At 35.7% G+C, this 24,918-nt stretch carries 22 protein-coding genes and 4 pseudogenes; 14 read left to right on the forward strand and 12 right to left on the reverse strand.

Going from position 1 to position 24,918, the window contains the following annotated elements; genetic code table 11:
• Nucleotides 1-301 precede the first annotated feature (301 nt).
• Together DX009_RS01280 and aroQ are read right to left on the reverse strand one after the other, a co-directional pair.
• Nucleotides 302-940 (reverse strand): O-methyltransferase, encoded by a 639-nt coding sequence (locus DX009_RS01280; RefSeq protein WP_115082758.1) that lies wholly within the window; start codon nt 938-940, stop codon nt 302-304.
• An 18-nt stretch (nt 941-958) separates the two neighbouring features.
• Nucleotides 959-1,390, reverse strand: a complete 432-nt coding sequence (gene aroQ, locus DX009_RS01285; protein WP_115082759.1) for a type II 3-dehydroquinate dehydratase — start codon at nt 1,388-1,390, stop codon at nt 959-961.
• Nucleotides 1,391-1,454: 64 nt separating this feature from the next.
• On the opposite strand from aroQ, the gene xerD reads away from it, so the two are divergent.
• From xerD to DX009_RS01330, 10 genes and pseudogenes are all read left to right on the forward strand, one after another.
• Entirely contained in the window at nt 1,455-2,384 is a 930-nt protein-coding gene (gene xerD, locus DX009_RS01290; protein ID WP_115083789.1) for a site-specific tyrosine recombinase XerD, read from the forward strand.
• Nucleotides 2,385-2,408: 24 nt separating this feature from the next.
• The gene (locus DX009_RS01295; protein ID WP_115082760.1) at nt 2,409-3,566 is read left to right on the forward strand and encodes a hydroxymethylpyrimidine/phosphomethylpyrimidine kinase; all 1,158 of its coding nucleotides are present in this window, start codon (nt 2,409-2,411) and stop codon (nt 3,564-3,566) included.
• Nucleotides 3,567-3,947: 381 nt separating this feature from the next.
• Nucleotides 3,948-4,138, forward strand: a pseudogene (locus DX009_RS13465) (site-specific integrase); the annotation flags it as partial.
• Nucleotides 4,139-4,626: 488 nt separating this feature from the next.
• Nucleotides 4,627-4,869, forward strand: coding sequence for a hypothetical protein (locus DX009_RS01300; RefSeq protein WP_107624033.1), 243 nt, complete (start codon nt 4,627-4,629; stop codon nt 4,867-4,869).
• Complete coding sequence (locus tag DX009_RS01305) at nt 4,859-5,878, forward strand: penicillin-binding transpeptidase domain-containing protein (protein WP_115082761.1); 1,020 nt, start codon at nt 4,859-4,861, stop codon at nt 5,876-5,878. Before DX009_RS01300 ends, DX009_RS01305 begins: the two co-directional genes overlap by 11 nt.
• 2 nt (nt 5,879-5,880) lie before the next feature.
• A complete protein-coding gene (locus DX009_RS01310; protein WP_115082762.1) occupies nt 5,881-6,309 on the forward strand; it encodes a hypothetical protein in 429 nt (142 codons plus the stop codon).
• A gap of 19 nt (nt 6,310-6,328) precedes the next feature.
• Nucleotides 6,329-7,243, forward strand: a complete 915-nt coding sequence (locus DX009_RS01315; protein ID WP_115082763.1) for a leucine-rich repeat protein — start codon at nt 6,329-6,331, stop codon at nt 7,241-7,243.
• Between the two features lie 8 nt (nt 7,244-7,251).
• Nucleotides 7,252-8,376, forward strand: coding sequence for a leucine-rich repeat protein (locus tag DX009_RS01320; protein ID WP_115082764.1), 1,125 nt, complete (start codon nt 7,252-7,254; stop codon nt 8,374-8,376).
• Between the two features lie 128 nt (nt 8,377-8,504).
• Entirely contained in the window at nt 8,505-8,720 is a 216-nt protein-coding gene (locus DX009_RS01325; RefSeq protein ID WP_115082765.1) for a hypothetical protein, read from the forward strand.
• Nucleotides 8,720-9,009 (forward strand): annotated as a pseudogene (locus DX009_RS01330) (type II toxin-antitoxin system YafQ family toxin). Before DX009_RS01325 ends, DX009_RS01330 begins: the two are co-directional and overlap by 1 nt.
• An 876-nt stretch (nt 9,010-9,885) precedes the next feature.
• Here DX009_RS01330 and DX009_RS01335 read toward each other — a convergent pair.
• The 7 genes and pseudogenes from DX009_RS01335 to DX009_RS01375 form a co-directional block, all read right to left on the reverse strand.
• Complete coding sequence (locus DX009_RS01335) at nt 9,886-10,788, reverse strand: Abi family protein (RefSeq protein WP_115083790.1); 903 nt, start codon at nt 10,786-10,788, stop codon at nt 9,886-9,888.
• A gap of 149 nt (nt 10,789-10,937) precedes the next feature.
• Nucleotides 10,938-11,171: pseudogene (locus DX009_RS13800) on the reverse strand (transposase); the annotation flags it as partial.
• Nucleotides 11,172-12,235: 1,064 nt separating this feature from the next.
• A complete protein-coding gene (locus tag DX009_RS01355) occupies nt 12,236-12,850 on the reverse strand; it encodes a hypothetical protein (RefSeq protein ID WP_115082766.1) in 615 nt (204 codons plus the stop codon).
• Nucleotides 12,851-12,852: 2 nt separating this feature from the next.
• On the reverse strand, nt 12,853-13,191 hold the full coding sequence (locus tag DX009_RS01360; protein WP_115082767.1) for a hypothetical protein: 339 nt from the start codon (nt 13,189-13,191) through the stop codon (nt 12,853-12,855).
• 33 nt (nt 13,192-13,224) lie between these two features.
• Nucleotides 13,225-14,184, reverse strand: a complete 960-nt coding sequence (locus DX009_RS01365) for an IS982 family transposase (protein WP_115082768.1) — start codon at nt 14,182-14,184, stop codon at nt 13,225-13,227.
• 62 nt (nt 14,185-14,246) lie between these two features.
• Nucleotides 14,247-14,972 (reverse strand): TIGR04255 family protein, encoded by a 726-nt coding sequence (locus DX009_RS01370; protein ID WP_006043849.1) that lies wholly within the window; start codon nt 14,970-14,972, stop codon nt 14,247-14,249.
• Between the two features lie 282 nt (nt 14,973-15,254).
• Nucleotides 15,255-15,451: pseudogene (locus DX009_RS01375) on the reverse strand (hypothetical protein); the annotation flags it as partial.
• A gap of 342 nt (nt 15,452-15,793) precedes the next feature.
• On the opposite strand from DX009_RS01375, the gene DX009_RS01385 reads away from it, so the two are divergent.
• Complete coding sequence (locus DX009_RS01385) at nt 15,794-17,101, forward strand: IS5 family transposase (protein ID WP_115082696.1); 1,308 nt, start codon at nt 15,794-15,796, stop codon at nt 17,099-17,101.
• Between the two features lie 7 nt (nt 17,102-17,108).
• Here DX009_RS01385 and DX009_RS01390 read toward each other — a convergent pair whose 3' ends face one another.
• Nucleotides 17,109-18,641, reverse strand: a complete 1,533-nt coding sequence (locus DX009_RS01390) for a peptidase associated domain and porin domain-containing protein (RefSeq protein ID WP_115082769.1) — start codon at nt 18,639-18,641, stop codon at nt 17,109-17,111.
• A 190-nt stretch (nt 18,642-18,831) separates the two neighbouring features.
• On the opposite strand from DX009_RS01390, the gene DX009_RS01395 reads away from it, so the two are divergent.
• On the forward strand, nt 18,832-19,587 hold the full coding sequence (locus DX009_RS01395; protein WP_115082770.1) for a helix-turn-helix domain-containing protein: 756 nt from the start codon (nt 18,832-18,834) through the stop codon (nt 19,585-19,587).
• 10 nt (nt 19,588-19,597) lie between these two features.
• Here the strand turns inward: DX009_RS01395 and DX009_RS01400 are convergent, their stop codons facing one another.
• The gene (locus DX009_RS01400) at nt 19,598-20,347 is read right to left on the reverse strand and encodes a ThiF family adenylyltransferase (RefSeq protein ID WP_115082771.1); all 750 of its coding nucleotides are present in this window, start codon (nt 20,345-20,347) and stop codon (nt 19,598-19,600) included.
• 748 nt (nt 20,348-21,095) lie between these two features.
• Between DX009_RS01400 and DX009_RS01405 the strand changes: the two genes are divergently transcribed.
• Together DX009_RS01405 and DX009_RS01410 are read left to right on the forward strand one after the other, a co-directional pair.
• Complete coding sequence (locus DX009_RS01405) at nt 21,096-22,535, forward strand: C69 family dipeptidase (protein ID WP_115082772.1); 1,440 nt, start codon at nt 21,096-21,098, stop codon at nt 22,533-22,535.
• A 426-nt stretch (nt 22,536-22,961) separates the two neighbouring features.
• Nucleotides 22,962-23,558 (forward strand): DUF417 family protein, encoded by a 597-nt coding sequence (locus DX009_RS01410; protein ID WP_006043769.1) that lies wholly within the window; start codon nt 22,962-22,964, stop codon nt 23,556-23,558.
• A gap of 122 nt (nt 23,559-23,680) precedes the next feature.
• Here the strand turns inward: DX009_RS01410 and DX009_RS01415 are convergent, their stop codons facing one another.
• Nucleotides 23,681-24,901, reverse strand: a complete 1,221-nt coding sequence (locus tag DX009_RS01415; protein ID WP_115082773.1) for a T9SS type A sorting domain-containing protein — start codon at nt 24,899-24,901, stop codon at nt 23,681-23,683.
• Nucleotides 24,902-24,918 lie beyond the last annotated feature (17 nt).

The following is a 24,918-nucleotide window of genomic DNA, read 5'->3' on the forward strand; positions in this document are numbered from 1 at the left end:
TTTATTTATTGGTTAGATGTATTTTTAATATTGGTGTTGTCTATTATGGAAGTAAACTTTTTTAGGAAATGTTCAAGTAGACAAAAGAGAATTAGAATCACCGTTTACATCGTACTTAATATTTGTTATTTAGCCTATTTATTAATTGAATCTTTAAAGTTATTCTCATACTCCTAAGTTTCAGTGGCATCTTACTGATGTATGAATTATATTCTGAACAGACAAACATCATTCATGGTCAAACATTTACTTAGAACTTATTATATATCATCTGAATGATAGAATATCTAACTTCTATTCTCTACTTCTTCCGCACAATGGTTAGCCCATCGCGCAAAGGCAGTATTACGTTTTCCACACGGTCGTCGTGCGCAACAAAGTCGTTGAACTTGCAAATACCTTGTGTTTGATGGTCGTGTTCGTAAGCTTTATCGGTAACGTGTCCGTCCCACAGCGTATTATCGGCAAGAATATAACCTCCAGAACGCAACATTTTTAGCACGGTTTCGTAAGTTTCCAAATAAGTTCGCTTGTCGCCGTCCACAAAAACCATATCGAAAGTAATGCCTAACTTTGGTGCTTCTATATTAGCATCGCCAATGCGAAAGTCTATTTTGTAGGCTACTTCACACCCTTCTATCCACGGACGTGTAAAGTCTTCCATCTCGTCGTTTATTTCAAACGTATAGAGTTTGCCGTCGTCTGGCAGACCTTCTGCAATGCAAATGGCAGAATATCCACTAAAAGTTCCCACTTCCAACACATTTTTTGGTTGCACCATTTGTACCAACATTTTTAATAATCGCCCTTGCAAATGCCCACTTGCCATTCGTCCGTGAATGGTATGTATGTTGGTTGCTCTGTAAAGTCGGTACAAATAGTCGCCTTCTGGGGCAATATGGTCTAAAATGTACTTATCTATTTGTTCGGTTTCCGTCATTTGTTTGCCTTTTTGCTTTTAAGAATTGGCATTTATAGTTTTCAAAGCTTCCACTGCAAGCCTATAACTGTCCATTCCAAATCCCTGAATAGTTCCAATACAAGCAGAAGCTATCATAGAATGGTTACGATATTCTTCGCGACTATTTACATTACTTATATGTACCTCTATAACGGGCGCAGTAATAGCCCTAATACAGTCTAACAGTGCTATACTTGTATGCGTATATGCTCCAGCATTCAGCACAATACCATCGTAAGCGAACCCCACTTCCTGCAACTTGTTTATAAGTTCTCCCTCTATGTTGCTCTGATAGTACTCAATGTCTATATCTGCATACATTGCACGCAATTTTGTTAGATAGGTTTCCATAGGCATTTTGCCATAAATGTTGGGTTCTCGTTTGCCTAACAAATTAAGGTTTGGACCATTAACTACGATTATTTTCATATTACACAGAAATTATTTAACTTTGCACTCATTGGGCACAACCTCTGCAAAAATACACAATAATATGCAAACGAGCAAAGAAACAAGTTCTAATCTTATTCGTAAGTACCTACGTTATTTAAAGTTAGAAAAAGGTTATTCGCCAAATACATTAGAAGCCTACATTCGTGATGTAGACAAATTGTTGATTTTTTTAGCCGACGAACAGAAAATACCACAAGAGGCAAAGTTGGAAGATATAGAAAACTTTGCTGCTGCTATTGGCGATTTGGGAATTGGTGCCCGTTCGTTGGCTCGAATTTTAAGCGGAGTAAGGCAGTTTTATCGTTTCTTAGTGCTCGATGGATATATAGAAGCTGACCCTACCGAATTGCTCGAATCGCCAAAACAACCACAACATTTGCCTGAAGTGCTTTCTACTGCCGAAGTTGATATGCTTGAAAGTGCCATAGATTTATCTAAATGGGAAGGACATAGAAACCGTGCCATTATAGAAACTTTGTTTTCGTGCGGATTACGTGTATCAGAACTTACCCATCTTAAACTGTCAAATCTCTATCGCGAAGAACAATTTGTGCGAGTTATGGGTAAAGGTTCTAAAGAACGTTTGGTACCAATTTCTCCAAGAGCCTTGCAAGAATTGGATTTTTGGTTTGCCGACCGTAACGCTATGAAGATAAAAGAAGGAGAAGAAGATTATATTTTCTTAAACAGACGTGGTGCGCATCTCACTCGGACTATGATTTTGATAATGATTAAGAATTATGCCAAAGATGCTGGCATAAAAAAAAACATATCGCCACACACATTGCGACACTCGTTTGCCACTGCTTTGCTCGAAGGTGGTGCTAATTTGCGTGCCATTCAGGCTATGCTTGGACACGAAAGCATTAGCACAACCGAAATTTATACGCATATAGACACCACTACTCTGCGCAAAGAAATTCTGGAACATCACCCACGAAACATTGCTTACAAACAACAACACCAGTAACAAACTCTTGTTTACACACCAACTATGGAAAGAAAAACCACCATTCTTACTATAACTGGCTCGGACAGTACGGGCGGTTCGGGAATTCAAGCCGATATTAAAACCATAACTATGTTAGGAGCCTATGCGGCTACTGCAATAACTTCGGTTACTGCACAAGATTCGGAAGGCATTCGGCAATTATACGACATTCCTGCCGAAGTGCTGAATTTGCAAATTTGTGCGGTGTTGAACGATTTAAAACCCAATGCTGTGAAGATTGGTATGCTTAGAAATGTAGAACAAGTAATTGCCGTTGAACACCTGCTGCGTAAATACAAACCTGAATTTGTAGTTTTAGATGCCGTTATTATTAGTAGTAGTGGCAAAATGCTTATGCCAAACGAGGTGGTTAATGCTGTGGTGCAACGTCTTTTTCCATTAAGCAGCATTGTTATTATGCAACAAAATAGTGCAGCCTATATGTTGCACGAAAAAGAAACACACAGCAACGAGGCTTTGGAACTATTGGCACGAAAAATTTTGCAATTAGGAAGTGCGGCTGTTGTGTTGCAAGGAGGCATTGTTACCAAAGCATCGTTTACCGATGTGTTGGTAGAAAAAAACAAAACAGCACACTTTTATACTCGACCTGGCTTTATAGACCGCATTACTCACGGTTCGGGCGGAGCATTTACATCGGCAGTTGCTGTTAATTTGTGCGCTGGAAACAATGTAGAACAAGCTATTGGAAAGGCATCTGACTATATGTGCCAACTTATTTTGCGTTCTGCCGACTCTAATTTTGGTACAAATGTTCTACTTTTAGACCATAGCAGCGATTTGCCACAACAAACAATTTCTGAAAGAATGTTGGAACTATACAACCAACTTATGGATAACATTGCTGCCAATCATCGTAAAACGGGCGAAGTGCGCTTCTATGCCGATGCGCTAAATGTAACACCACGCTACTTAGCCCAAATAACAAAACGAGTAGCCGGACGTACACCGAAACAGCTTATAGACGATTACATAATAAAAGAGGTGGAAGCTTACCTTATAGGGACAACCCAAAATGTTCAGGAAATAGCTTTCGCCTTCGGTTTTTCGTCGCAAGTACAGTTCAATAAGTTTTTTAAAAAAATGAAAGGTTGTGCACCAGGTATATACAGAAAAAAAGCAAAAAGTGTGGTGGTGTAGAAACAGAAACTTCTCGGTGTCTATTAACCATTGCTAAGTTATGCTTCGTTCTTTTTCAGAAAAAAACTGAATACTTTGCACATTCGGTTCTTTCTTATTTCTTTTGGTGTTGCATAAACTAAAATAAGATGAACAAACCTTCGTTACCATTCAGCGTGAATAGAGAATTTGCCGAAACTCTATATACTACTATAAGTTTGAAAAACATTTGCTGTCATTTTTAACATTTGCTGTAGTTAATTGTTTTTCAATACATTACAAACAGCATTCGAATGACAGAAGTGACAGCAAAATAAATTTTGTGCGCAAAGCCTGTTAAGGCGTTTCTTTATTTTACCTCGTATATTTACGAAAGCTGCCAAGAATTTTTGTCATATAAGCCAACATTTCAGCTGCCATAGTTTGAGAAAGATATTTGGAAGATAAGTTTATAATATGAATAGTAACAATGCAGAACTGGGCTGATCAAGCTAATGGAGCTTTTCAACCATTCATCTGTAGCTATTACCAAACGGTATCTTGGATTACGTAAGGAAGAAATCTTGGAAACCTACGACTGTCTTACATTCTAAGCAATGACATTTTTCAGAGAATAATTCTTTTATACACCCCATACTAAAAATTTCATCACATGCTGAATAATAAACAAAACACCCTTAAAATAGAAAAATCACTCTGTTATACAAACTTTTTACAAGAAAGAAACATTTAATAAGAAAATTTATCTATCTTTGCAGTTGAACTTCCAGTACGTCTGTGTGCAGATGTGCGTTACAAAGAGTTCAACTTTAAAAAAGAGCGTTTGCTTTAATTATCCTTCCTCTGAAACGTGGAAAATTTCAATACTGCAAGGATGATGACAGCAAGGCTCACGCTTGGGATTATTGTACCCTTACTAATGGGAATAATATACCTCAATGCGTGGGCTATTGTTGATTATCTGCAGTAGGTACTTTCCACGACCACAGAGGAGATAACAGCAATAGTTCCCACGCTTTTTCCATTTACCTAAATAGTAACCGCTTACTTCTGGGAAACAGTTGGCAAGAAACTTTTTCTTATGAATAAGATATGTTTTCAAATTGGTAGTACAGGAAAAGAAATTGAATTTTCTGTAGAATGGGAGTTGCCAAAAGAAAGAATTAAAGCAGAAACAGCTATAGCATTGAGTATTCAGCAGTTCTTAAGTAATATAAACAAATGTAAACCTACAAACATTTGCTTTAAGGATAAAGATGGTAATATTATTGCTGATAGAATGGAATTAGATAAATATATGAGTTTAAATTATAATGAAAAATAGGGTTATAAGAGATATAATATTGGTTACACTATTAGGTATTACTTATATAAGTTCTGGTCAAAATTTCAATTCTACATTAGAGCCAAATTTACAAAATTCAACAATACAGATTCTACAAAGCAATTTCAAAAGGTTAAATGCTTCTTGTTTACAAGCCATTATTATAGATTGTAAGTCTGGAAAGATTAAAGCTATCGTAAACTTGGTAAAAGACAAGTTTGAGATAAAGTCAACAACAAGCCAGTTATCACAGCCAACAGGTTTAATGCGTACAGTCTCATTACTAGCTGCATTGGAACAGGGTAAGATAAAACCGAATGACAGCATTGATACCAAATCAGGAATAGTAGATATAAATGGCTATTCGTTGGAAGATTATAACTGGCGTAGAGGAGGAAATGGCAAGATAAGCGTACAGCAAGGTTTCCTATTATCATCAAATATCGCTACATACTTAACAGTTAAGCAAGCATTTGGTAAGGATTATGCCCAATTCCATAAAATAATTACAGATATGGGCTATGGTTTACCACAAGATAGCATAAAAGCGACCTCATCCATTCCTGACAATGATATTTCTCTTGCCAAGTTTGTAAATGGGAAGAATCAGCAGATATCACCTTTACAAATACTTACATTTTATAATGCCATAGCCAATAATGGCAAGATGGTAAAGTCCACTTTTAATAAGAGAGATACCACCATTATAAAAGAACAAATAGCAAGCAAGGAGAATATTGCCACTATCCAGCAATTACTTATACAGAAAGGACTTACTTCTAAAGCATTCTCTGATAAAGTTCCCATTGCAGGAGAGCAAGGAGTAGCCGTTGTAAAGGAAGATGGAGACAATACGATTTATTGCATACAATTCTGTGGCTACTATCCTGCTAAAAATCCACAATACAGCATCATCGTTTCTTTGAATAAGAAAGGATTACCAGCAAGTGGTGGAATGGCTGGAGAAATAGTAAAACATATAGTAGAGTTTTTATCTATAACAAAATAATTATGCGATACAATAACCTAGAAAGTCAGCTAAAGACATTAGCTAAATTTGTCTTTATTTACGAATCTCATATTAAACAAATATCAAAAGAAGCTGATTTTAAAGAAATAAGTACTAATGCTCTTAATTTTTTCAAAAAAAGTCTACAGAAAAATATGAAGTATGCTAATGATGAAGAAATTAGAAGTGAGAAAACGTCTAATAGACAAACCTTACTTTTTACAAAGAGCAAAGTTCAAATTTTAGATTTTTGTAGGCATCTAAGGAATTCTTTCTGCCATGGAATAATCTCAAAAGATGGATGTAAATTAAATATACCAGACAAAAACAGAAGAAAAGAAACCTCTAAAGGATTTCTTGATTACGACAATGTAATTGTCTTTATCAAGCACATCATCAAGGATTTTAAAGAAAAGGACGCAACGCATTGACTATAATTATAAAATAATAATGATAAAGCATGTCTCTTATAAAATTCAGAACGCCATACAGATAGAACTCTTTGATGCAAAGAAGTCCATCAAAATTGCTGTTGCATGGTTTACAAATGAATTGCTACTCCACCCTTTGGTCTTAAAGCTCCAAACAGGTGTGAGTGTAGAAATCATATTGAATGACGACAATATAAATAAAGGGGGAGAATCTTCTCTCGACTTTACTTTTTTCTTAGAAGCAGGTGGTATTCTTAGATGGAATACTTCGAAGCAATTACTGCATGAGAAATTTTGTATTATAGATGATAGAGTAGTGATTTCGGGTTCATATAACTGGACAAATAAAGCAGAATACAATGACGAAGTAGAAACTTTTTACTTCGATGAACAAGAAACTTGTGTCTTCTTCAATTCACAATTTCAAAAACTACAACAAAAGTATGAGGTAGCGGAAGGAAAATGTCCAACACAAGTAGCCAAGATAGAAGCAATAGAAGAAGAAACAACAACCAACGAACTTATTCCTGAAGAGCCGAAATACTTTATTGATGAATATGGAGTCGTTTACAGTGAGAATAAAGAAATCCTATTAAAAGGTGCAGATATACATGCCTATATAAATGCCTATTCTATTATAGAGGGAACTAGAGAAATAGCAGATGAGGCCTTTGCACATTGTAATACAATAAAAGATATAGTTATGCCAGAGTCTCTATACAAAATTGGGAAACGAGCATTTTTTCATTGTGAACGTCTAGAAAATATAAAATTTCCGTCTTGTATATCTATCGGAGATGAAGCTTTCCGAGGGTGTTGCAGTTTACAATTCTTAAAACTTGATAGTATAAATAATATTGGTGATTATTGTTTCAGTGACTGTAGCCAGTTAGAGGAGGTGGTAATCAAGGATTTTGGAATACTTGAATTTTAATAAAATTTATGCAAATAGCGAAAAAAACTTATTATAAAGGAAAAGGAATCTTTGAGGGTTGTGTAAAGCTAAAGGTTGTTGATATAGGAAACTTCTCCGTGGTTCCAGATTCAACGTTTAAAGACTGTAAAGCTTTAGAAGAAGTAAAACAACCTGTTGGTAACATTTATAATGAAGCATTCTTTGGCTGTATATCTCTCAAAAGAATAATACTTTCTCAAAATTGCCAGCATATAGGAATAAGCGCATTTGAGAATTGTTGTAATCTTGAAGTTCTTAAAAAAACAGAAACAGAACAACATAATTTGGGAGAGATTTTGGATCGGTATGAACGTTCAGGAAAGATGCATGAATGCCGCCGAAGGGAAATAGCAAAAGGAAAAATGCAACCTTCACACCTTCTCTTAGATATTTATAGACATGCTCTTTTCCGTTATGATACCATCCTAAAAACAAAAAGAGAAACTTATTCGTTTGTATATCAGGTAGAAATTCATCCAAAAGCATTCAAAGGCTGTTCTCGATTAAAAAATTTTTATGGAGATGAGGTTTTTATAACGGGGGAAGAGACCTTTGCAAACTGCTCGAGTCTATATGCTGTCTTTCTGACTTTAACTGTATCCAATCATATTTATAGTGACATTTCTTTAGAACTATTACAAACTTTTGAAAATTGTGAGGCTTTATATTACTGTGATATATCAACTCATAAGAACTTAATATATGATTCTGACAGAGTCCCAGAAAAATGGATTACAACAGCTTCAAGATGCGAATGCATAGCATATAGGTCAAAAAAGGAACCTATGGAATTTACAAGTAATGTAGTAATAATGAAACAGGCAATACTTAAACAAACATTTAGAAATTGTCATCAAGTTGTTTTCATTAATCTAAGTTTATCGAGAGTAGAAGGGATTATTATTCATAACGAGACTTTTTCTGAATGTAAGAATCTTGTTTATATTAATACTCATCGTAATCAAATCAATAGAATTGAAGATAATGCGTTCTTCAATTGCAATTCTTTAAAACTTTATTGGGATGTTTCTAGGACAGAACTTAGTAAACATGCGTTATTAGGAAGTAATCTAAAGACTTTATATGGTTCGCGCATACTAATTTCACAATAATCATCATAACAAAGACTTGCGTTATTCTTATTTGAACAATCATTTGCTGCTTTTTATTTTATTCTCTTGCCTCTCTCAAAAGAAAAGATTATATTTGCAATATAAACAAGAATATAGGAGGACAAATAATGAATACAAATAACACCACAACAAGCACATTCTCTTTGGAAATACCCAAGGCTGATACATCGTTATTGAAGTCGCTCGTAAAGCGTATGGGGTGGACAGTACATAAAACTACAACTGAGCACACCGCTTACGAACAGGCACTTAATGACAAGGAGCAAGGACGTGTCAATGAGTATGCCAGTGCAGATGAATTGTTTTCCAAATTGGGCATCTGATGGCATATAAACTTTTGACAACACACCAGTTTGAGAAAGACCTCAAACGATGCAAGAAGCGTGGGCTGCCAATGGATAAACTCAAAGAGGTTATCAACGAATTGGTAACTAAAGGTAAAGTTCCTACCCAATTTAGACCTCACTTGTTACATGGTAATAGGGATGGGCAATGGGAATGCCATATACAACCTGACTGGTTACTTATATGGAACAGAACAACACAGAATTGACCTTGCTCATGATGAATACAGGAACACACGCTGATTTATTTGGAAAGACGAAACGATAACACCAATTGAGCAATCATTTGGTGTTTTTTACCCCCATGACATTTTCACTCACAAAATTCTTATATATACCCAAATGTGAAAATGTCACTCCACCCGAGAAATTCAAATCTCAGATGCACTTTTACTCGTTTTTTTGAAAAGTGCAAAGCAGCTTGGATTTACAGAATAAGATACCTATATTTGTTTCAGATATTCAGGTAATCCCACTGATATAAAGGAAATACGGAGGTGCAACAATGTACCTCTTTATTTATTGTTTGAAGTGTCGAATTTTTATTTATAAGCCACTACAAATAAAATCGAAGTACAGATATACCTAATGAAAGAAAAACACATTACCAATGAGAGCCGTATGGGAATTGCCAATGAGAGCAATAGATACTACTATAAGTTTGAAAAACAGTTGCTGTCATTTTTGACATTTACTGTAGTTGATTGTCTATCAACACATTACAAACTGCATTCGAATGACAGAAGTGACAGCAAAATAAATTTTGTGCGCGAAGCCTGTTAAGGCGTTTCTTTATTTTGCCCGCATATTTACGAAAGCTACCAAGAATTTTGTATTTTTGAGTAAGCCAATAAAGAGATACAGACTGCCTAAAACACCTGTGTTTTCCAACACCATTGGCGTTGCATTTAAACACCAGGCACAAAGAATATTTATTTGTTAGAAAAAAATAATTATTAATTCAGAATTTGTATCTATTATTAGTTGATTATCAGTATTATACGCTCTAAACGGTAGAAAAGTGACAATATGGATTCTGTTTAGATACGAAAAGGTGAAGATTTAACGTTTTTAACCTTCTGTCACACCGAAATTACGAAAATGTGGGCGATGTGAGATGGTTAGTAGTCACTCCAAATGCCTTTTATTGCCACAGAGGTTGGTTTTCCCAACCAGAAGGAAAACCAAGGGCAGCTATATCTACTTCTGGAAACGTAGCAAAAAGTCTGTTCATCTTATCAAGCATATCGTTATTTGGAGATATGATGTCAAGAAAGTACTTGATGATGCACATATCAAAGTACACTTTCAATGGATCTGTCGGCAAGGTAATCCAAGGACGTGACATTCTAATTGGCATGGTAGCACGAATAGAGAATACCCTATTCCATACACGTGCATGATGACAACATGAGTTTCTTGTTACAGTGATAATGGTAAGCCAAGATTCAAAAGGTGCAACTTGCAAGCCAAATGACTGTGCAATACGCTTCTTTATCTTCTTATTCTTGATGTTAGAATAAATATTAGTGATTACACCAAATGGCAATATCTCGGTCAGCATCCATGAAGGTGGATACTGATTGGTATATGTCTCTTTGAAATGGTTGATGAAATCCTCTTTTGTATGGTTCAGTTCATCTTCTATAAGACGTATAGAGCGATTGAACTTGGACGGATTTGAGAAATTGTTGGCTTCAGTCATCCAAAAAGGGTTGCCTGTCATTTCCGTTCCAAAGTTCACGATTGCACAACGCACTGCGACCTCTATCTTTTCAATTTCATTGAATAAAAGTAGGCGTAGCTTCTTGTCAAAGCGATACAACATCATAACCTTACCGAAAGATACTCCTCGCTTGAATAGATGTTGCTCCTTGGGAATGGAAAGCAATGGGTACATATAGGCAGACAAACGATAGTAACCGATGTGGGAAAGATAATGCTGAGCCTTTTCCTCATCGGTTATCTCCATACCTCTTGTTTTGAGTAGCTGCACTAACTCATGGGGTGTGGAATATGTTTTTATAAACGTAATTTTTACTGCCATATACCTATAAAAAAACGACCCGCACATTTGAGCATCGTTGAGAGGCTTGGCGGGTTCTCGTGCTACAAAGATACGAATAATCATTGATAATACAAACTTTTTAGCAAGAAAAATCACGGGGAAGTGGATTTCTTTGACATATCGCAGAGTCAACCAGCAAGTGTAAAATTACAAAAGGTGTTTAAAGAACTCGCACTTTGGAGTAGAAAAGTTTAATTTTTCTCTTGTCTTTCGTTCAATTTCTTTTGTATGGACATAATTCTCTTGTCCGTATAGTTATCAAACGAATCCTTTTTAGGTATATACTGCCTGATTAATTTTTTTGTATTCTCAACAGCTCCATTTTGCCATGAACAATATGGGTCAGCGAAGTACACTGGCACACCTAAGTATTTGGTGGTTTCCCTGTCGTGTCATTGTGGATGATGTTATAGATGGATAGGTGTGACACCTCTATGCCCTCATTCATGCGCAGATACCCTGATATTTGTCTTCGTTACCATTCAGCGTGAATAGAGAATTTGCCGAAACTCTATATACTACTATAAGTTTGAAAAACAGTTGCTGTCATTTTTAACATTTGCTGTAGTTAATTGTTTTTCAACTCATTACAAACAATCTTCGAATGACAGAAGTGACAGCAAAAGAAATTTTGTGCGCAAAGCCTGTTAAGGCGTTTCTTTATTTTACCTCGCATATTTACGAAAGCTACCAAGAATTTTGTATTTTTGAGTAAGCCAATAAAGAGATACAGACTGCCTAAAACACCTGTATTTTCCAACACCATTGGCGTTGCATTTAAACACCAGGCACAAAGAATATTTATTTGTTAGAAAAAAATAATTATTAATTCAGAATTTGTAATTAAAAAAATTCTGAATTAAATAATACCTCAATTCCGCAGTATTTTTTCTTGTGAGAAAATTTTATATGTTGAGATGTCTTTTTGGGGCTCTATATGTTGATATGAGGTGCTTCGGTGTTTCTTGGGTCTTTTCTAAGCATAAAATCCCCCACCCAAACCAATAGGGAAGTATGATAACCACAAAAAATACTTCCATAACAGAATGCTTTACCGCTACTTCCACGTTTGCCCAATACAGATTCGGTAAGTTTTTTCAAAGCCCAACTTTGAGAAAACGTCCATAATATGAAAAACTCCATCGAAAGAAATGATATTCTCGTTTTTAATTGCTACCTTTGTCATGTCAGATTTTTACTTACTTGTTATGTTTGCAGCACCAAGATAGGTGAAATTTCTGACATATCCAAGTTTTTTGAGAACTTTGTTTCTCAGACACTTGGAGTTCTCACAAGAATTTATGCTGCGGAATTAAGGAAATATACAATATTTACAGCGGTTTCTTTTTTATTTTATCTGTTTTATCACTCCAAATTCCTGAAGAACCTTTTATTTGCGACACAGAATCTCACTAAAAGTTGTAACTTATATTTTGGCATCTCTGTCCACATGCTCTTGAATCCTCGTAAAGTGATAGGACAGCTTTAGTAAGAATAAATAGAAACCGTAATTAGATAAGGAGACTTTTCTTGTTTTGGTACAGTTATCAACAATCTCTGAAGTTAGAGGAATGCTTATTGTTCTATCAAATAAGACAAAGCTGTCATATCCTAAAATCGATTTTGTTGGCAAATATAGGATCTGAGAAACAAGTTGGTTTTTTATATCTTTAATATGATTGTCGATTTTATTTTTTTCAAAATTCTTGTTTTTCAGTTTTTGAAGATATTTTTCCAGATTAAAAATAGGAGCATACATCACACGACACGGATTTAATCGTAGATTACTAATATCCATGTCGCAAGTATTTGAAAGTAAAATAACATTCTCCACACTGCTTTTTATATCAGGAAGATTCCATACTTGGGCTTTGACACAATCTCCCTGAAATAGATTGGGGGCTGAATTTAGAATATTCGTAAAATATTTACCCGAGTCATATCCATTTCCAAAGTTTTTGAGTTCCTTTTTTAAAGAAGTCAACTTGTCTTCTGACAAATATTGCGGAAGGTAACGTTTGATATTTTCTTCTAATTCCATAGTTAAAATAAGTCCCAAAAATCGTCGTCTATAACTTTTGAGAATTCGGAAGGTAGTGGTTTACTTGCTTCCATTATCTTTGCCAATTTCTCTAAGATGTCTACATCTTCTTGCTCACTATACAAAACACTTTGTATACTTACATCATTTTCTGCTGATGCAAAAAAATGATATAGAGAGTTTACACTGTTTGAGATATTACTTCTTTGAGATAAAAATGGCTTAGGGTAATTACTATTGACTTTGACTCTTAAACCATCCCTATAAAATTCTATATTTGGCGAACTTACAAACCCCTCTGATGCTGAAATAACAGAGGATGAGATAAGTAAGCAGCCCATTGTAATAATATTCTTATTCACTTGTTGGCGGAATTAATTTAATGCATATTTGACATGTCCTAGTGGTCTGTCGTTTATGTAGTTAATGTATTGCAGTACTGTAAACGTACTGATTTTGGCAGTAATTCTTGCGAATAGTCCTGTGGTCTGTTTGGCATAGTTCCTGATGAGCATGAGATGGTCACATAGTTGAGAGAAACAAGTCTCAATTCTTTTTCTAGCCTTCGCATAAGGTTTAAAAGCAGGCTTCCATGTCTTCATGTTTAATCTATACGGAACCTCCAGTTTGATGTGCGCAGATGAAAACAGATCTTGTTGCAGTTCTGCACTCAGATAAGCTCTATCAGCAAGAATACTGCACTCTGAAAATTCAAACTTCACATCCTTCATATAATGTATATCATGAACATTAGCAGCCGTCAGGTCAAATGAATGTATAACACCTCGTAAACCGCATACAGCGTGCAACTTATAACCATAATAATATACTCCTTGCGTGGCGCAGTAACCAAAAGCTGGAGATTTATCAGGCTCGTCCTTGCCCATCTTGCAGCGTTTGCCTCTTGAGAGTCTGCAAACCTCTATCGGTTTGGAATCTACACAGAAATATTCCTCTGCACCATCCATTGCCTTTGCTATACGCTTACGAATCATTTCACACAGGTGATATGTGTTCTTGCGACGGTCATTGAACTGGCGACGACTGATGAGATGACAAAAGTCCTTTTGGTATTCTTTCAGCCGGTCAAAGAGGTTATTCTCACTGTCAATGCCGAGATGCTCAGCTGTCAGACTCAGGGCTATGACATCAAGGTCAGAGAAGCGAGGGACAACACCACGACGAGGAATATTTCCAAGGTCATTAACCAATCCGTAGGAGAATTTCTTGCATATCTCAAGTATTTTGACGAAATTTGCATATAAGTTGTGCATGGAGTTAAAGCAGATAACAGTATTGTTGATTATCATAAAGTTACTGATTTTTAGCGACATGTGCAACTTTTTTACATTCATATTTCTGATATTTTATCTATTGATTAATTCCGCCAACGGGTTTATTCATATTCTTCTACTTCAAAAGAATGTAAAAAATCGTCAGTAAGAAGTTCAAAGAAAGATTCCTTTTGGATAACATGTGCATCTTCTATAATACTATCAAAAGTGTCTATTGACACATTCTTTGTATGGAGATTAATCTCAATTAAAGAGCCGTCATTATCTATTTTTAAATTTTTATTTTTTACATGAACGCCATTTGTAATCTGCAATACTTTAACAAATTTATTAATAGGTAGTTCTGTTCTAAAAATTGTTGGAATAGAAGTAATCTGATTATTATTAATTTTTATTTCACATTTAATTTTCTCAAAAATATTCACATCACGGAAGAAGTCCAAATATTTTAAATTTATGGCAGAAACACCTTTGATTAGGTTATCTTTAAATGTGCCAAATACTTCTGAGGCAAATCGTTTATATGATTCCCAACCTGCATATGCCCCATTAACCCCAAAAGCGATTCCAAATAGTCCAATAAGAATATAATATTCCCCACAATTTATTTTGTACCATGGCTTATCTTTTAAATCAGGGGCATTTCTCCGTATATCTTCTGGTAGATTTAAAATTGGAAGTTTCTCTAATTGTAACAGTTTTTTATCTAATTTGTTTTCTAACAACGAGTATATCAGCCCTACGACGACGTCTTGGTCAACTGTAAATGTACAGTTGACCTGAATTGTTGCATCAATAATTGGGCAAGGTGATATTCTTTTTATCATTTTATGAGTATTTTGCGATTTTGCAAAGTTAAAAAATAATTTTGAACTAAATGTTAACCATTCACTAAATTTTCATACATAAGACTATAATTAACCATAAAATTACAACATTTAATTTGTGCCCGTGCACAATAGTTCTTTATTACAGTTCTTTATTACCTTAATTCCGCAGTATTTTTTCTTGTGAGAAAATTTTATATGTTGAGATGTCTTTTTTTGGGGCTCTATATGTTAATATGAGATGCTTCGGTGTTTCTTGGGTCTTTTCTAAGCATAAAATCCCCCACCCAAACCAATGGGGAAGTATGAAAAACCACAAAAAATACTTCCATAACAGAATGCTTTGCCGCTACTTCCACGTTTTTGCCCAATACAGATTCGGTAAGTTTTTCAAAGCCCAACTTTGAGAAAACGTCCATAATATGATAAATTCCACCGAAAGAAATGATATTCTCGTTTTTAATTGCTACCTTTGTCATGTCAGATTTTTGCTTACTTGTTATGTTTGCAGCACCAAGATAGGTGAAATTTCAGACATATCCAAGTGTTTTGAGAACTTTGTTTCCCAGACACTTGGAGTTCTCACAAGGATTTATGCTGCGGAATTAAGGTAATATTTGAAACATAAAATAGTTTTAAGCCTTTTTTATAATGGCTCAAAATTATTAATCATACAGAAACAACTCTTTTTAGACTGCAATAATACATAGTCTACCCTTATAAACCTAAAAATCCTCTGATTCATAGTATATTATGCTATAAATTATTTGCAAATATCTGCAAGTTTTTGTACCTTTACACTATAATTCTTGCAGATATTTATGCTTAAACGTACATCCAAACAGCTCTCTATGTTCTCTTCCTTAGAGGATATGCTTAGTCATCAACATCCCCTTTTCCAACTTAGTAATAAGATTAATTGGGAGAGTTTTGAAAATGCTTTTTCTCCTTTGTATTGCAGCACTAACGGTCGCCCGGCTCATCCAATTCGCCTGATGTGTGGTCTTTTAATTTTAAAACATTTGCGTAATGTGTCGGATGAAATGGTTGTTTTTCAATGGAGCGAGAATGCTTACTACCAATATTTCTGTGGTGGACTTGAATTTATGCCAAAACAACCCTGTGACGCTTCCGAGTTAGTTCACTTCAGAAATCGTATAGGCGAGGAAGGTATGGAGTTAATATTAGCAGAAAGTATCCGCGTTAATACCGACCATGATGACGAAGATCATTTTGATACTGCTTTCATTGATTCTACTGTACAGGAGAAGAATATAACCTATCCTACAGATGCGAAGTTGCATAAAAAGATAATCAAAAACGTTCTGAAGATAGTTCATGACAAGAGTCTTCCTCTACGACAGAGTTATACGCGTACGTTGAAAGGCATTTACCGTTCCCAACGTTTTCGTAATCATCCCAAGAATCGTAAGAAAGCTCTTAAGGCAGATAGACAACTAAGAACCATAGCAGGAAGATTGGTAAGAGAGCTAGAGCGTAATCTTGGGGGAAAGAAAGGGTATGAGAATATGTTTGAGCTATATTACAAAGTTCTTTCTCAGAATAGGAAGTCAAAGAACAAAGTATATTCTCTGCACGAACCAGATGTAGTTTGTATCAGCAAAGGTAAGGAGCATAAGCAATATGAGTTTGGCAATAAAGTATCTATTCTTCGCTCATGGTCAGGACTTATTCTTGGTGCATGTTCTTTTAGGAATGAATATGATGGACATACTATTGAAAAGACATTGGAACAAACCCAAAGGATGACAGGAAAGCAGGTTGATAAGTTAGCAGGAGATAGAGGGTATAGAGGTATAAAGCAGATTGGGAAGACAAAGATACTCATTCCAGACGTTCCTAAAGCTAAAGACAGCTACTACCAAAAGAAAAAGAAACACAAACTATTTTGTAAACGAGCAGGTATAGAACCAACAATAGGACATCTTAAAGCAGACCACCGATTATCTCGCAACTTTTATAAAGGTGTGAAAGGAGATGCTATCAATGTATTATTAGCTGCGGCAGCATATAACTTCAAAAGAGCTATGAGAGTTCTTTTGTACCTTATAAAAAGAATCAGCATAGAGCTTGTCAGTACAGGCTTTATGCTGAAATATAGTTTTTAAGGGATGACTAATTAATGGCAGCAGAAGGATAAAAGCCTTTATCTTTCTGAGAATCCTTCTTTGAATTATTGCTATTGTTATAATAATTAAAATTCATATATTCAAACCTAATTCCCATACTTATATCCCAGTGTGTACCAAAAGATTTTTCATATTCTGAGAAAAATGAATATAGTTGTTGTTTAGCTACATTGGAAGCAGGTAATAGGCTATTTTGCAAGGTTGTACCATCAAGTATTGAATAGCGATTTTTATTTGTAGTAAATGCCCCATCTGTCCCAGATGTCAAAGTCCCACCAAATAAAGGACTTATTACCTTTGCACGATACGCATATAGCATATTGTTACTATGATTCTTTGAATGGATTTCCTCGCTATTAAAAGAATAATCTTGGTTACTCTCATTAGATGAATTCATATAATCAAAATCAACCTTTAGATATGCGTCTTTTGTAAAATAATAAGAGAGATAACTATTTATATAATGACTGTATGTAACAGAATTTCTTTTATCGTTTGAAATAAAATCTTTAAGATGTCCCATATATTTAACTTCAACATAATCATTAGTTGTGAAAGTTTCATGGGGTAAAGATGTATACTTGTATATAGCACCTATTGCTAACTTATCTCTATGCTCGTAATTAAGTCCTACTGATCCGTTCCAAGAAAGAGCGTTAGTTTGCATATCTATGTTCTCATTTACCTGCTGAGTTAAAAAACTTCGATTCGAGAGCTGCTTAGCCTTAGATGATGTTCGATTATATTGTAAATCCGCAAAAAGGTCAAATTCTTTCTTGCGATATTTTATGTTTAGCCCACTATAATGAGACAAATTACGCTCCATACTTAAACCTGCATTAGCCAAACAACCAAATCCTTCTCCTATTGGTTTTGATGTGATTATTTTTATCACAGCACTTATCGTAGCATCATATTCAGCTCCAGGATTGGTTATGATTTCTACTCGTTTTATGTCAGAAGAATTTATTTGATTCAATTCGCTTAGATTACGCACCAATCTATTATTGATAAAGATTAAAGGCTTTCCTTTACCCAAAACACTAATATTTCCATTCTTGTTTATGATAAAGGGAAGATGAGATAACACATCTAAGCCATTACCAAGTTTACTCAATGGACCAGAAGCAATATTAGCAATAATACCTTTTGCTGTATGTAAGTAGGTCTTTCTTTTTACTATAACTTCTTTTAGAATGTTTTCATTGGGCTGTAAGAAGAAGTTATATAAGGTGTCTTTAGGCATTATTTGCCTAAATTGGGTTTTACAGTCAATGTAACTTACCTTTATAATACCATTGGTTATAGTGTTTGGAATTATAAACATACCCAAAGAGTCCGTAGTGGTTCCTGTTATAAATGCACTATCAGATGCAGAAAGAAGGGTAACGTTTACAAACTCCATAGGTAAATTACTATCTTTTTCTCTTACAATTCCTTTTATTTGTGCAAAAGTACAAAGTGAAAGCATAAGAAATTTTATAATTAATATGCTTCGTATCTTACTATTAGTATTCATAATTTCTTTTGTTTCTTGATTTATACGGCAAAGTTACTTCTTATCCAAATATCACCTATTACACTTTTGTGTAAATTTGCTCCTCTCTCTTTGTTTTTTACACTTTTGTGTATTCTTTTTGCGGTATTCCACATTAAAAATGTACTTTTGTAGTGAAATATATCAGAGAACCTTAGCACGTTTAGCATATATGACAGACATAAAAGATTTCTTTATAGCATCGAACACCGTGCATAATGCACCAGATTACGATTCAAATGTATTATCAACATTGATTCATACAGTAGAGGCTTTTGCTCGTGTAACCTATCAGAGTGTTTACTTGATAGACTATTACAGGCAGGAATTTCTTTATGTATCAGATAATCCTTTGTTTCTTTGTGGTCATACAGCAAAGGAGGTGAAGGAATTGGGATATAGTTTTTATTTGAAATATGTACCAGAAGACGAGCAAAAAATGCTTGTTGAGTTGAACAGAAGTGGTTTTAAGTTCTTTGATACTTTCGACAATGTTGATAAATACCAATGTTCTATGTCATATCATTTTCATCTGAAGAGTGGAACAAAAAGTAAGTTGATTAATCACCAGCTTACTCCAATACTATTAACTGACGAAGGTAAGATATGGATTGGTATGTGTGTCGTATCACTATCTTCACATAAAACAGTGGGGCATGTAGAGTTCCACAAGAATGGGCTCAGAAACTATTGGAAATACTCTTTCGAGGGGCATCGATGGAAAGAGTGTGAAGGAGTGTCTTTAAAAGAAGAAGAACTTGAAGTGCTACGGTTGTCAGCAGCAGGGCTTACCATGACGGAAATTGCGGACAGAATGTGCCGCTCGTTAGATTCTATCAAAACCTATAAACGCCACGCCTTTGACAAATTAGGCGTGGCGAATATCACTGAAGCTATTTCAAGAGCTACCTTAAACAAACTCTTCTGAAAATAATAACTTACGGCAAAAGTGAAGAGAAATAGAATTTAGGAAAATAGTTCACAGGTTTTCCTGTAGCAAGATTATACATTGCCGTTGTACATAAGCCTGCTGCAATCCATGATGCTATGGACAGTTGTGGAGGTGGTAGCATTTCGCTTTCTTCTCTATATTGAGTAACGATTTTATCCAACCACTCTTTAGGTTGATTCCAGAAAGCCCCATGCCCGGTAACATACTCAGCTACCTTTAATTCAAATCCCTTTGGCTCTTCAGTCAGTTCAGATAAGGAATGCCCCAATGGGTCTACAATCGTAACAAAGCCAGCCCAACCAAAGTTGTATGGGTGCAGTACTGGGATTTTTCTTTCTTTGCAAATCCTATCAAAGACAAAAGGTGTATCGTCCTTAAAGTCCAATGCATTGATAGCCACATCATATCCATTCAGCATCTCTTCGATGTTATCAGGAGTCAAGAACTCTGTATGGTAATCTATCTGCGCATCAGGATTGATACTTTGCAAACGCTCTGCCAAACATTCTGCCTTGTATCTGCCAATGTCATTCTCTGTATAGTTCTGCCTATTAAGGTTGCTTTCCTCCACCTTGTCTCCATCAACAATAGTGATATGTTCGAAACCAAATCTTAAAGCGCATTCAGCAATAATACTGCCAATACCAGCACCACCAAGGAATATCTTATAATCCTTGATGATGCTTTGTTCTCTTTTGCTCACGTAGAGCCTGTTTCTGCTGTATCTTTCTTCCATAACGAAATAATTATTTTAGGCAAATGTAGACGTAATAAAGCATATATGCATTACACAAAAGTGTAATAATCAATTACATTGTTGATTATTTTAGATTTTATAACATAATCGGAGGCTATTATCCCGATATCCTGCAAGATGTGTGGGCTGATATACAGCCACTCACATACTTGGAAAGCGAATTAGAATAAGCTGAAAGGGAAATGTTACAAGAAGATGTAATACAACAAGTTACAGAGACAAAAATAAGATTTCAGAAACGCATTCGTTTGTTGGTCGCATTTTAGATATCTGTCGCTCTCGTCTCAGATATCTGAAACGCAACTGATAGATATCTGAAACGAACAAATATGACGTCATATTTTATCGTACTATACATAACAATTCAATCTTATGTTCATATAATGTTTGTGTATAAACAATCAATACAACTATTTTGCATTAAGTAGGTGTTCACAATTAATTATCAATATATTTAAGCCCATCTCTCAGTCTGTCTATCCATTTCAACGATGGAGTGTAGCGAGATATACGATAGTTGAGAGATGGTGGGGTAACGAAAAAGTAACATAAATATATTGGTAAGGCAAAAACGAAAATAGGTACAAAGCATATATGCGTTTAGTTTTTGAAAATCTAATTACCTACAATTAGGTAAATTAAGTAGAAAACAACAAAAGCATACACTCAATTCAACTATTTTTCATACATTTGCCTATCGAAGTTACATCTTAAAATAAATGTATTTATGAAAGAAAACAAAGTATTGACAAGCAGTTTGCCATCAGAGTGCACCACTATTATTGTGGGACAAGATATGACAGCCGATGGCTCTATGATTGTGGCACGGTCGGAAGACTGGGACGCTATGGAAGCCAAAAACTATGAAATTTACGAGGATACCGTCGAAGGTGCAACGGAGTATGTAGCGAAAGACAGTCCATTTCGGTGCGAACTTCCTAAAGAAGCCTTAGGTTATGGCGCTTTGGCACCTTATTGCCTGCCAAACCATTGGGGAAGCGCAGGTTTCAACACGGCAGGCGTGGGTATGAGTGCTACTGAAAGCATCTTCAGCAGCGATGCAGTGCTGAAGTTCGATCCGCTTGTAGAGACAGGAGTTGCTGAAAACGCTGTATTCAATGTTGTATTGCCATACGTTCGCACAGCGCGCGAAGGAGTAGAACGGTTAGGTATGTTGATTGAGAAACATGGTATTGCCGAAGGGTTCGGTATAGGCTTTGTAGACAATAAGGAAATATGGTACTTGGAAACTGCATGCGGACACCGTTGGTTGGCTTGTCGTATGCCAAAGGATAAGTATTTTGTTACAGGCAACCAGAGCCGCTTCCGCGATTACGACCCGTTAGACTCAGAAAACTACATGGCATCTAACGACTTGCTGGAATTTGCTGAAAACTGCGGATTGTACGACCCAAAGAAAGGGAAATTCGATTTTCACGAGGTTTACGCACGCGACATAAAGCTCGACACCACTTACAACTATCCACGTGTATGGGGATTACAAAAAATGTTCTCGCCCAGCATAAAGAACGATGTTACTAAGAACACCTTCCCAGTTTATGCAAAAGCTGAACAGTCTATCAGCATTGCAGACATGCGCCGCGCTTTCCGCTTCCACTACGATAACACGGAGCATGACCCTTATTTGCACAGCAATCCGAAAGAACCTTATCGTCCGGTATCAATCTTCCGCACCACTCAAACCCACATTTTGCAAGTTCGTCCTGAACTTCCACAGGCAATTGGCTGTGTAAATTATGTGGCTATGGGAATGGCAGATCTCGGCTTGTTCCTTCCGCTCTATCAAGGCATAACCTCTTATCCTGAAGCTTATACGAAGGGAACAAACGAGGCGAGTGTAGATTCTGCGTATTGGAAATTCCGTAAGGTAATGACTTTAGGTATGGTGAACTACAACAAATATGCACCCATTATAAAGGAAGCTTACCTGAAGTTTGAGGCAGAAACCGACCAACGACAGCGCGAAATGGAAGAAGAATATCTGCGAATTTACAAAACACAGCCGTTACGTGCCAAAGATATGCTGCAGGAATTTTCAGACAGCATACTTATAAAAGGTATGGAACTTGCCGATCGTCTGCAAGAAAAAATCTTCACTCAGCTAACAAAGGATATACAAGCTGAATATCTTTTCCACGGTGCATAATATGTTATATTGCTAAAGCGATTTATAGAAGAGTAGGTGTGTTCAGACAATCAGTTGAGCACACCTATTTTTATTGCTAAATATTGCTTTACTTGTTATGCAAACTATTGCTAAGAAATAACCATATAAGGCAGATGAGTTTACTTTTAAAGTTGTTTTGCGTTATAAAACAAAGCACAAGTACGAACGATTGTTCCTGCATAGTTTTATAATAGAGCCTGTTTCGTTACGCAATAAAATTAGTATTGCAAGGTGTTGGTGATACGATAATTATATGCTTCTTTTTTTAGAGACAATTAAATGAACGCAAATATTGTAATAAATACAATAATTTCGGCTGATGTTTGAAAATAAATGTTTATCTTTGCATTATATTAGCTATTTATATTTAATAAACAGGATAAAATAATTTAGAATTAAACATTTATGAGTAAAATTGCATCAGGAATTGCATCATTCGTACATTTTATACTCGAATTAGCAGCATCGCTGAAAGGTATAGGTATTCATTTAGTACGCGTTGCAATCTTTATAATTTTTGTGTGGATTGGTGGTTTGAAATTTTGGAATTATGAGGCAGAAGGCATTGTCCCTTTTGTTGCTAATAGTCCATTCATGAGTTTCTTTTATACGAAGAAAGCACCAGAGTATAAAGATTATAAGCTGAAAGAGGGAGAATTCAACAAAGTTAAACACGAATGGCACGAAGAGAATAACACTTATACCTTCTCTCGTGGTTTAGGTATAGCTATTATGTCGTTTGGTATATTGACATTGTTAGGCATTTGGTTCCCTAAGATTGGTTTCGTTGGAACAGGGTTAGTAATAATAATGACTATAGGAACGCTGTCTTTTCTTGTTACCACACCAGAAGTATGGGTTCCCGATCTTGGTAGTGGAGAGCATGGCTTCCCGTTATTAACAGGTGCCGGTAGATTGGTAATAAAGGACGTATGTATTCTTGCCTCGGCAGTAGTAGTCTTAGCAGATTGCGCGCAGCGAATACTTAAGAAGCAACGATAGTATTAAATTTATAGCATAATAAAAGGGAGTAGCTTATAAGGCTCTCCCTTTATTGTTTTTTGTTGGTTATATCAAACAGATAGTTTTGTTTTTTAGTATGAAACTAAGTAATGGGTCTTATACTATCGTTTGATGAACTTTACAGATTGGTTAGCAACATTAACAACGTATATTCCTGCTGTTAAGTTCTCGATATTGACTGTAGTTTGTGAACCATTTGCAACAAGACTGCGCATAGATGCACCTGTGGCGCTGAATATTTGCAATGTTTTTCCAATAAGAGATGTAGGAATATTTACTATGAGCTGATTGTCTATAACGTTTGCTTGTAACGAATTGTTAGAAGAAGATGTAACATTGTTTATGCCATCTGATGTACCAACAGCTTCGTATGTTATCTCAGTTTCGTCGGTAGTTTCGCTTATCGGTGCGTGCTTAAAGAATTTTTCCATTGGCAATTCTTTAAAGAGTGTACAGTTAAGCGGACCTTGTAGTGCCCATTCTGCTTCAGTAGCTTCGAGCGGCATAAATGTTTCAGCGGCGAGTTTCTGTTTATCGTATTTAAACTCTTTGTTAAAGCCGTTGCTACTTGAGTGTATATCTATGTCGCCATCGTTATCGTAATGCCACGTCCATGATAATATTTGCTGTGATGTGTAATTAGGGCCAGGAACTTTCTTTATAGAAATGCGCCGACCTTGTTCGTCGTATGTAAATTCTTCTTTCCATACCAATTCGTTGTTATCGGGATATATCTGACTAACACAGCTAACAAGTCCTGCGTCATTATATTCAACTTTACAAACGCGTCCAACATTCTCTTCGAGTTTATCGGTTGGATAATCAAATTGGCGAATATCTACGTGGTCGAGTCGCATATTGTTGTCGTAAAAGAATTCCATTACAACGTCTTCGGTCAGTGTTTTCTCGTCAGGTTCTGTTCCGTGATGCGTAGCTCGAGTATATTCGGTTACATATCCATATTCGTTACGTTTATAGTTGTGTCTTGATGATATTATCGACTCACCATTTTCAGTTTTTAAAGCTTCTTCTTCTTTCTGAATCATATAGCCTTGCTGGTCGTAAGTGTAGTTGTATGCATATATCATAGGACCCTCACTTCTTTTGTATTCTTCCTTAACAAGGCACCCCATCTTGTCGTAGACGTAGTGTGTAATTTGTTCGTCTTCTGTATCTTTCCACTCCACAACTTTCGCCATTCTGTATTTGTATACAGCAGGGTCTGCTCTGAAATAGTTAGGAGCCATTTTAATTTGTGCAGTGCTCACTTGTGATGTGGCAAGCAATAGAGCTGCCACTGTTAAACGTAATAGTTTCTTCATTGTTATCTTTAATTATT

The sequence above is a fragment of the Prevotella pallens genome, assembly GCF_900454935.1.
In the GTDB taxonomy this organism is placed as follows: Bacteria; Bacteroidota; Bacteroidia; order Bacteroidales; family Bacteroidaceae; genus Prevotella; species Prevotella pallens.

What these genes read in the sequence shown, in the direction of transcription:
- DX009_RS01300 (WP_107624033.1), top strand. Translation starts at nt 4,627, where the DNA reads ATGAATAAGATATGTTTTCAAATTGGTAGTACAGGAAAAGAAATTGAA.
- DX009_RS01355 (WP_115082766.1), bottom strand. Translation starts at nt 12,850, where the DNA reads ATGGAATTAGAAGAAAATATCAAACGTTACCTTCCGCAATATTTGTCA.
- DX009_RS01360 (WP_115082767.1), bottom strand. Translation starts at nt 13,191, where the DNA reads ATGGGCTGCTTACTTATCTCATCCTCTGTTATTTCAGCATCAGAGGGG.
- DX009_RS01410 (WP_006043769.1), top strand. Translation starts at nt 22,962, where the DNA reads ATGAGTAAAATTGCATCAGGAATTGCATCATTCGTACATTTTATACTC.
- DX009_RS01395 (WP_115082770.1), top strand. Translation starts at nt 18,832, where the DNA reads ATGACAGACATAAAAGATTTCTTTATAGCATCGAACACCGTGCATAAT.
- DX009_RS01305 (WP_115082761.1), top strand. Translation starts at nt 4,859, where the DNA reads ATGAAAAATAGGGTTATAAGAGATATAATATTGGTTACACTATTAGGT.
- DX009_RS01415 (WP_115082773.1), bottom strand. Translation starts at nt 24,901, where the DNA reads ATGAAGAAACTATTACGTTTAACAGTGGCAGCTCTATTGCTTGCCACA.
- xerD (WP_115083789.1), top strand. Translation starts at nt 1,455, where the DNA reads ATGCAAACGAGCAAAGAAACAAGTTCTAATCTTATTCGTAAGTACCTA.
- DX009_RS01315 (WP_115082763.1), top strand. Translation starts at nt 6,329, where the DNA reads ATGATAAAGCATGTCTCTTATAAAATTCAGAACGCCATACAGATAGAA.
- DX009_RS01385 (WP_115082696.1), top strand. Translation starts at nt 15,794, where the DNA reads ATGCTTAAACGTACATCCAAACAGCTCTCTATGTTCTCTTCCTTAGAG.
- DX009_RS01405 (WP_115082772.1), top strand. Translation starts at nt 21,096, where the DNA reads ATGAAAGAAAACAAAGTATTGACAAGCAGTTTGCCATCAGAGTGCACC.
- DX009_RS01325 (WP_115082765.1), top strand. Translation starts at nt 8,505, where the DNA reads ATGAATACAAATAACACCACAACAAGCACATTCTCTTTGGAAATACCC.
- DX009_RS01335 (WP_115083790.1), bottom strand. Translation starts at nt 10,788, where the DNA reads ATGGCAGTAAAAATTACGTTTATAAAAACATATTCCACACCCCATGAG.
- DX009_RS01295 (WP_115082760.1), top strand. Translation starts at nt 2,409, where the DNA reads ATGGAAAGAAAAACCACCATTCTTACTATAACTGGCTCGGACAGTACG.
- DX009_RS01400 (WP_115082771.1), bottom strand. Translation starts at nt 20,347, where the DNA reads ATGGAAGAAAGATACAGCAGAAACAGGCTCTACGTGAGCAAAAGAGAA.
- DX009_RS01320 (WP_115082764.1), top strand. Translation starts at nt 7,252, where the DNA reads ATGCAAATAGCGAAAAAAACTTATTATAAAGGAAAAGGAATCTTTGAG.
- DX009_RS01390 (WP_115082769.1), bottom strand. Translation starts at nt 18,641, where the DNA reads ATGAATACTAATAGTAAGATACGAAGCATATTAATTATAAAATTTCTT.
- DX009_RS01310 (WP_115082762.1), top strand. Translation starts at nt 5,881, where the DNA reads ATGCGATACAATAACCTAGAAAGTCAGCTAAAGACATTAGCTAAATTT.
- DX009_RS01280 (WP_115082758.1), bottom strand. Translation starts at nt 940, where the DNA reads ATGACGGAAACCGAACAAATAGATAAGTACATTTTAGACCATATTGCC.
- DX009_RS01365 (WP_115082768.1), bottom strand. Translation starts at nt 14,184, where the DNA reads ATGTCGCTAAAAATCAGTAACTTTATGATAATCAACAATACTGTTATC.
- aroQ (WP_115082759.1), bottom strand. Translation starts at nt 1,390, where the DNA reads ATGAAAATAATCGTAGTTAATGGTCCAAACCTTAATTTGTTAGGCAAA.
- DX009_RS01370 (WP_006043849.1), bottom strand. Translation starts at nt 14,972, where the DNA reads ATGATAAAAAGAATATCACCTTGCCCAATTATTGATGCAACAATTCAG.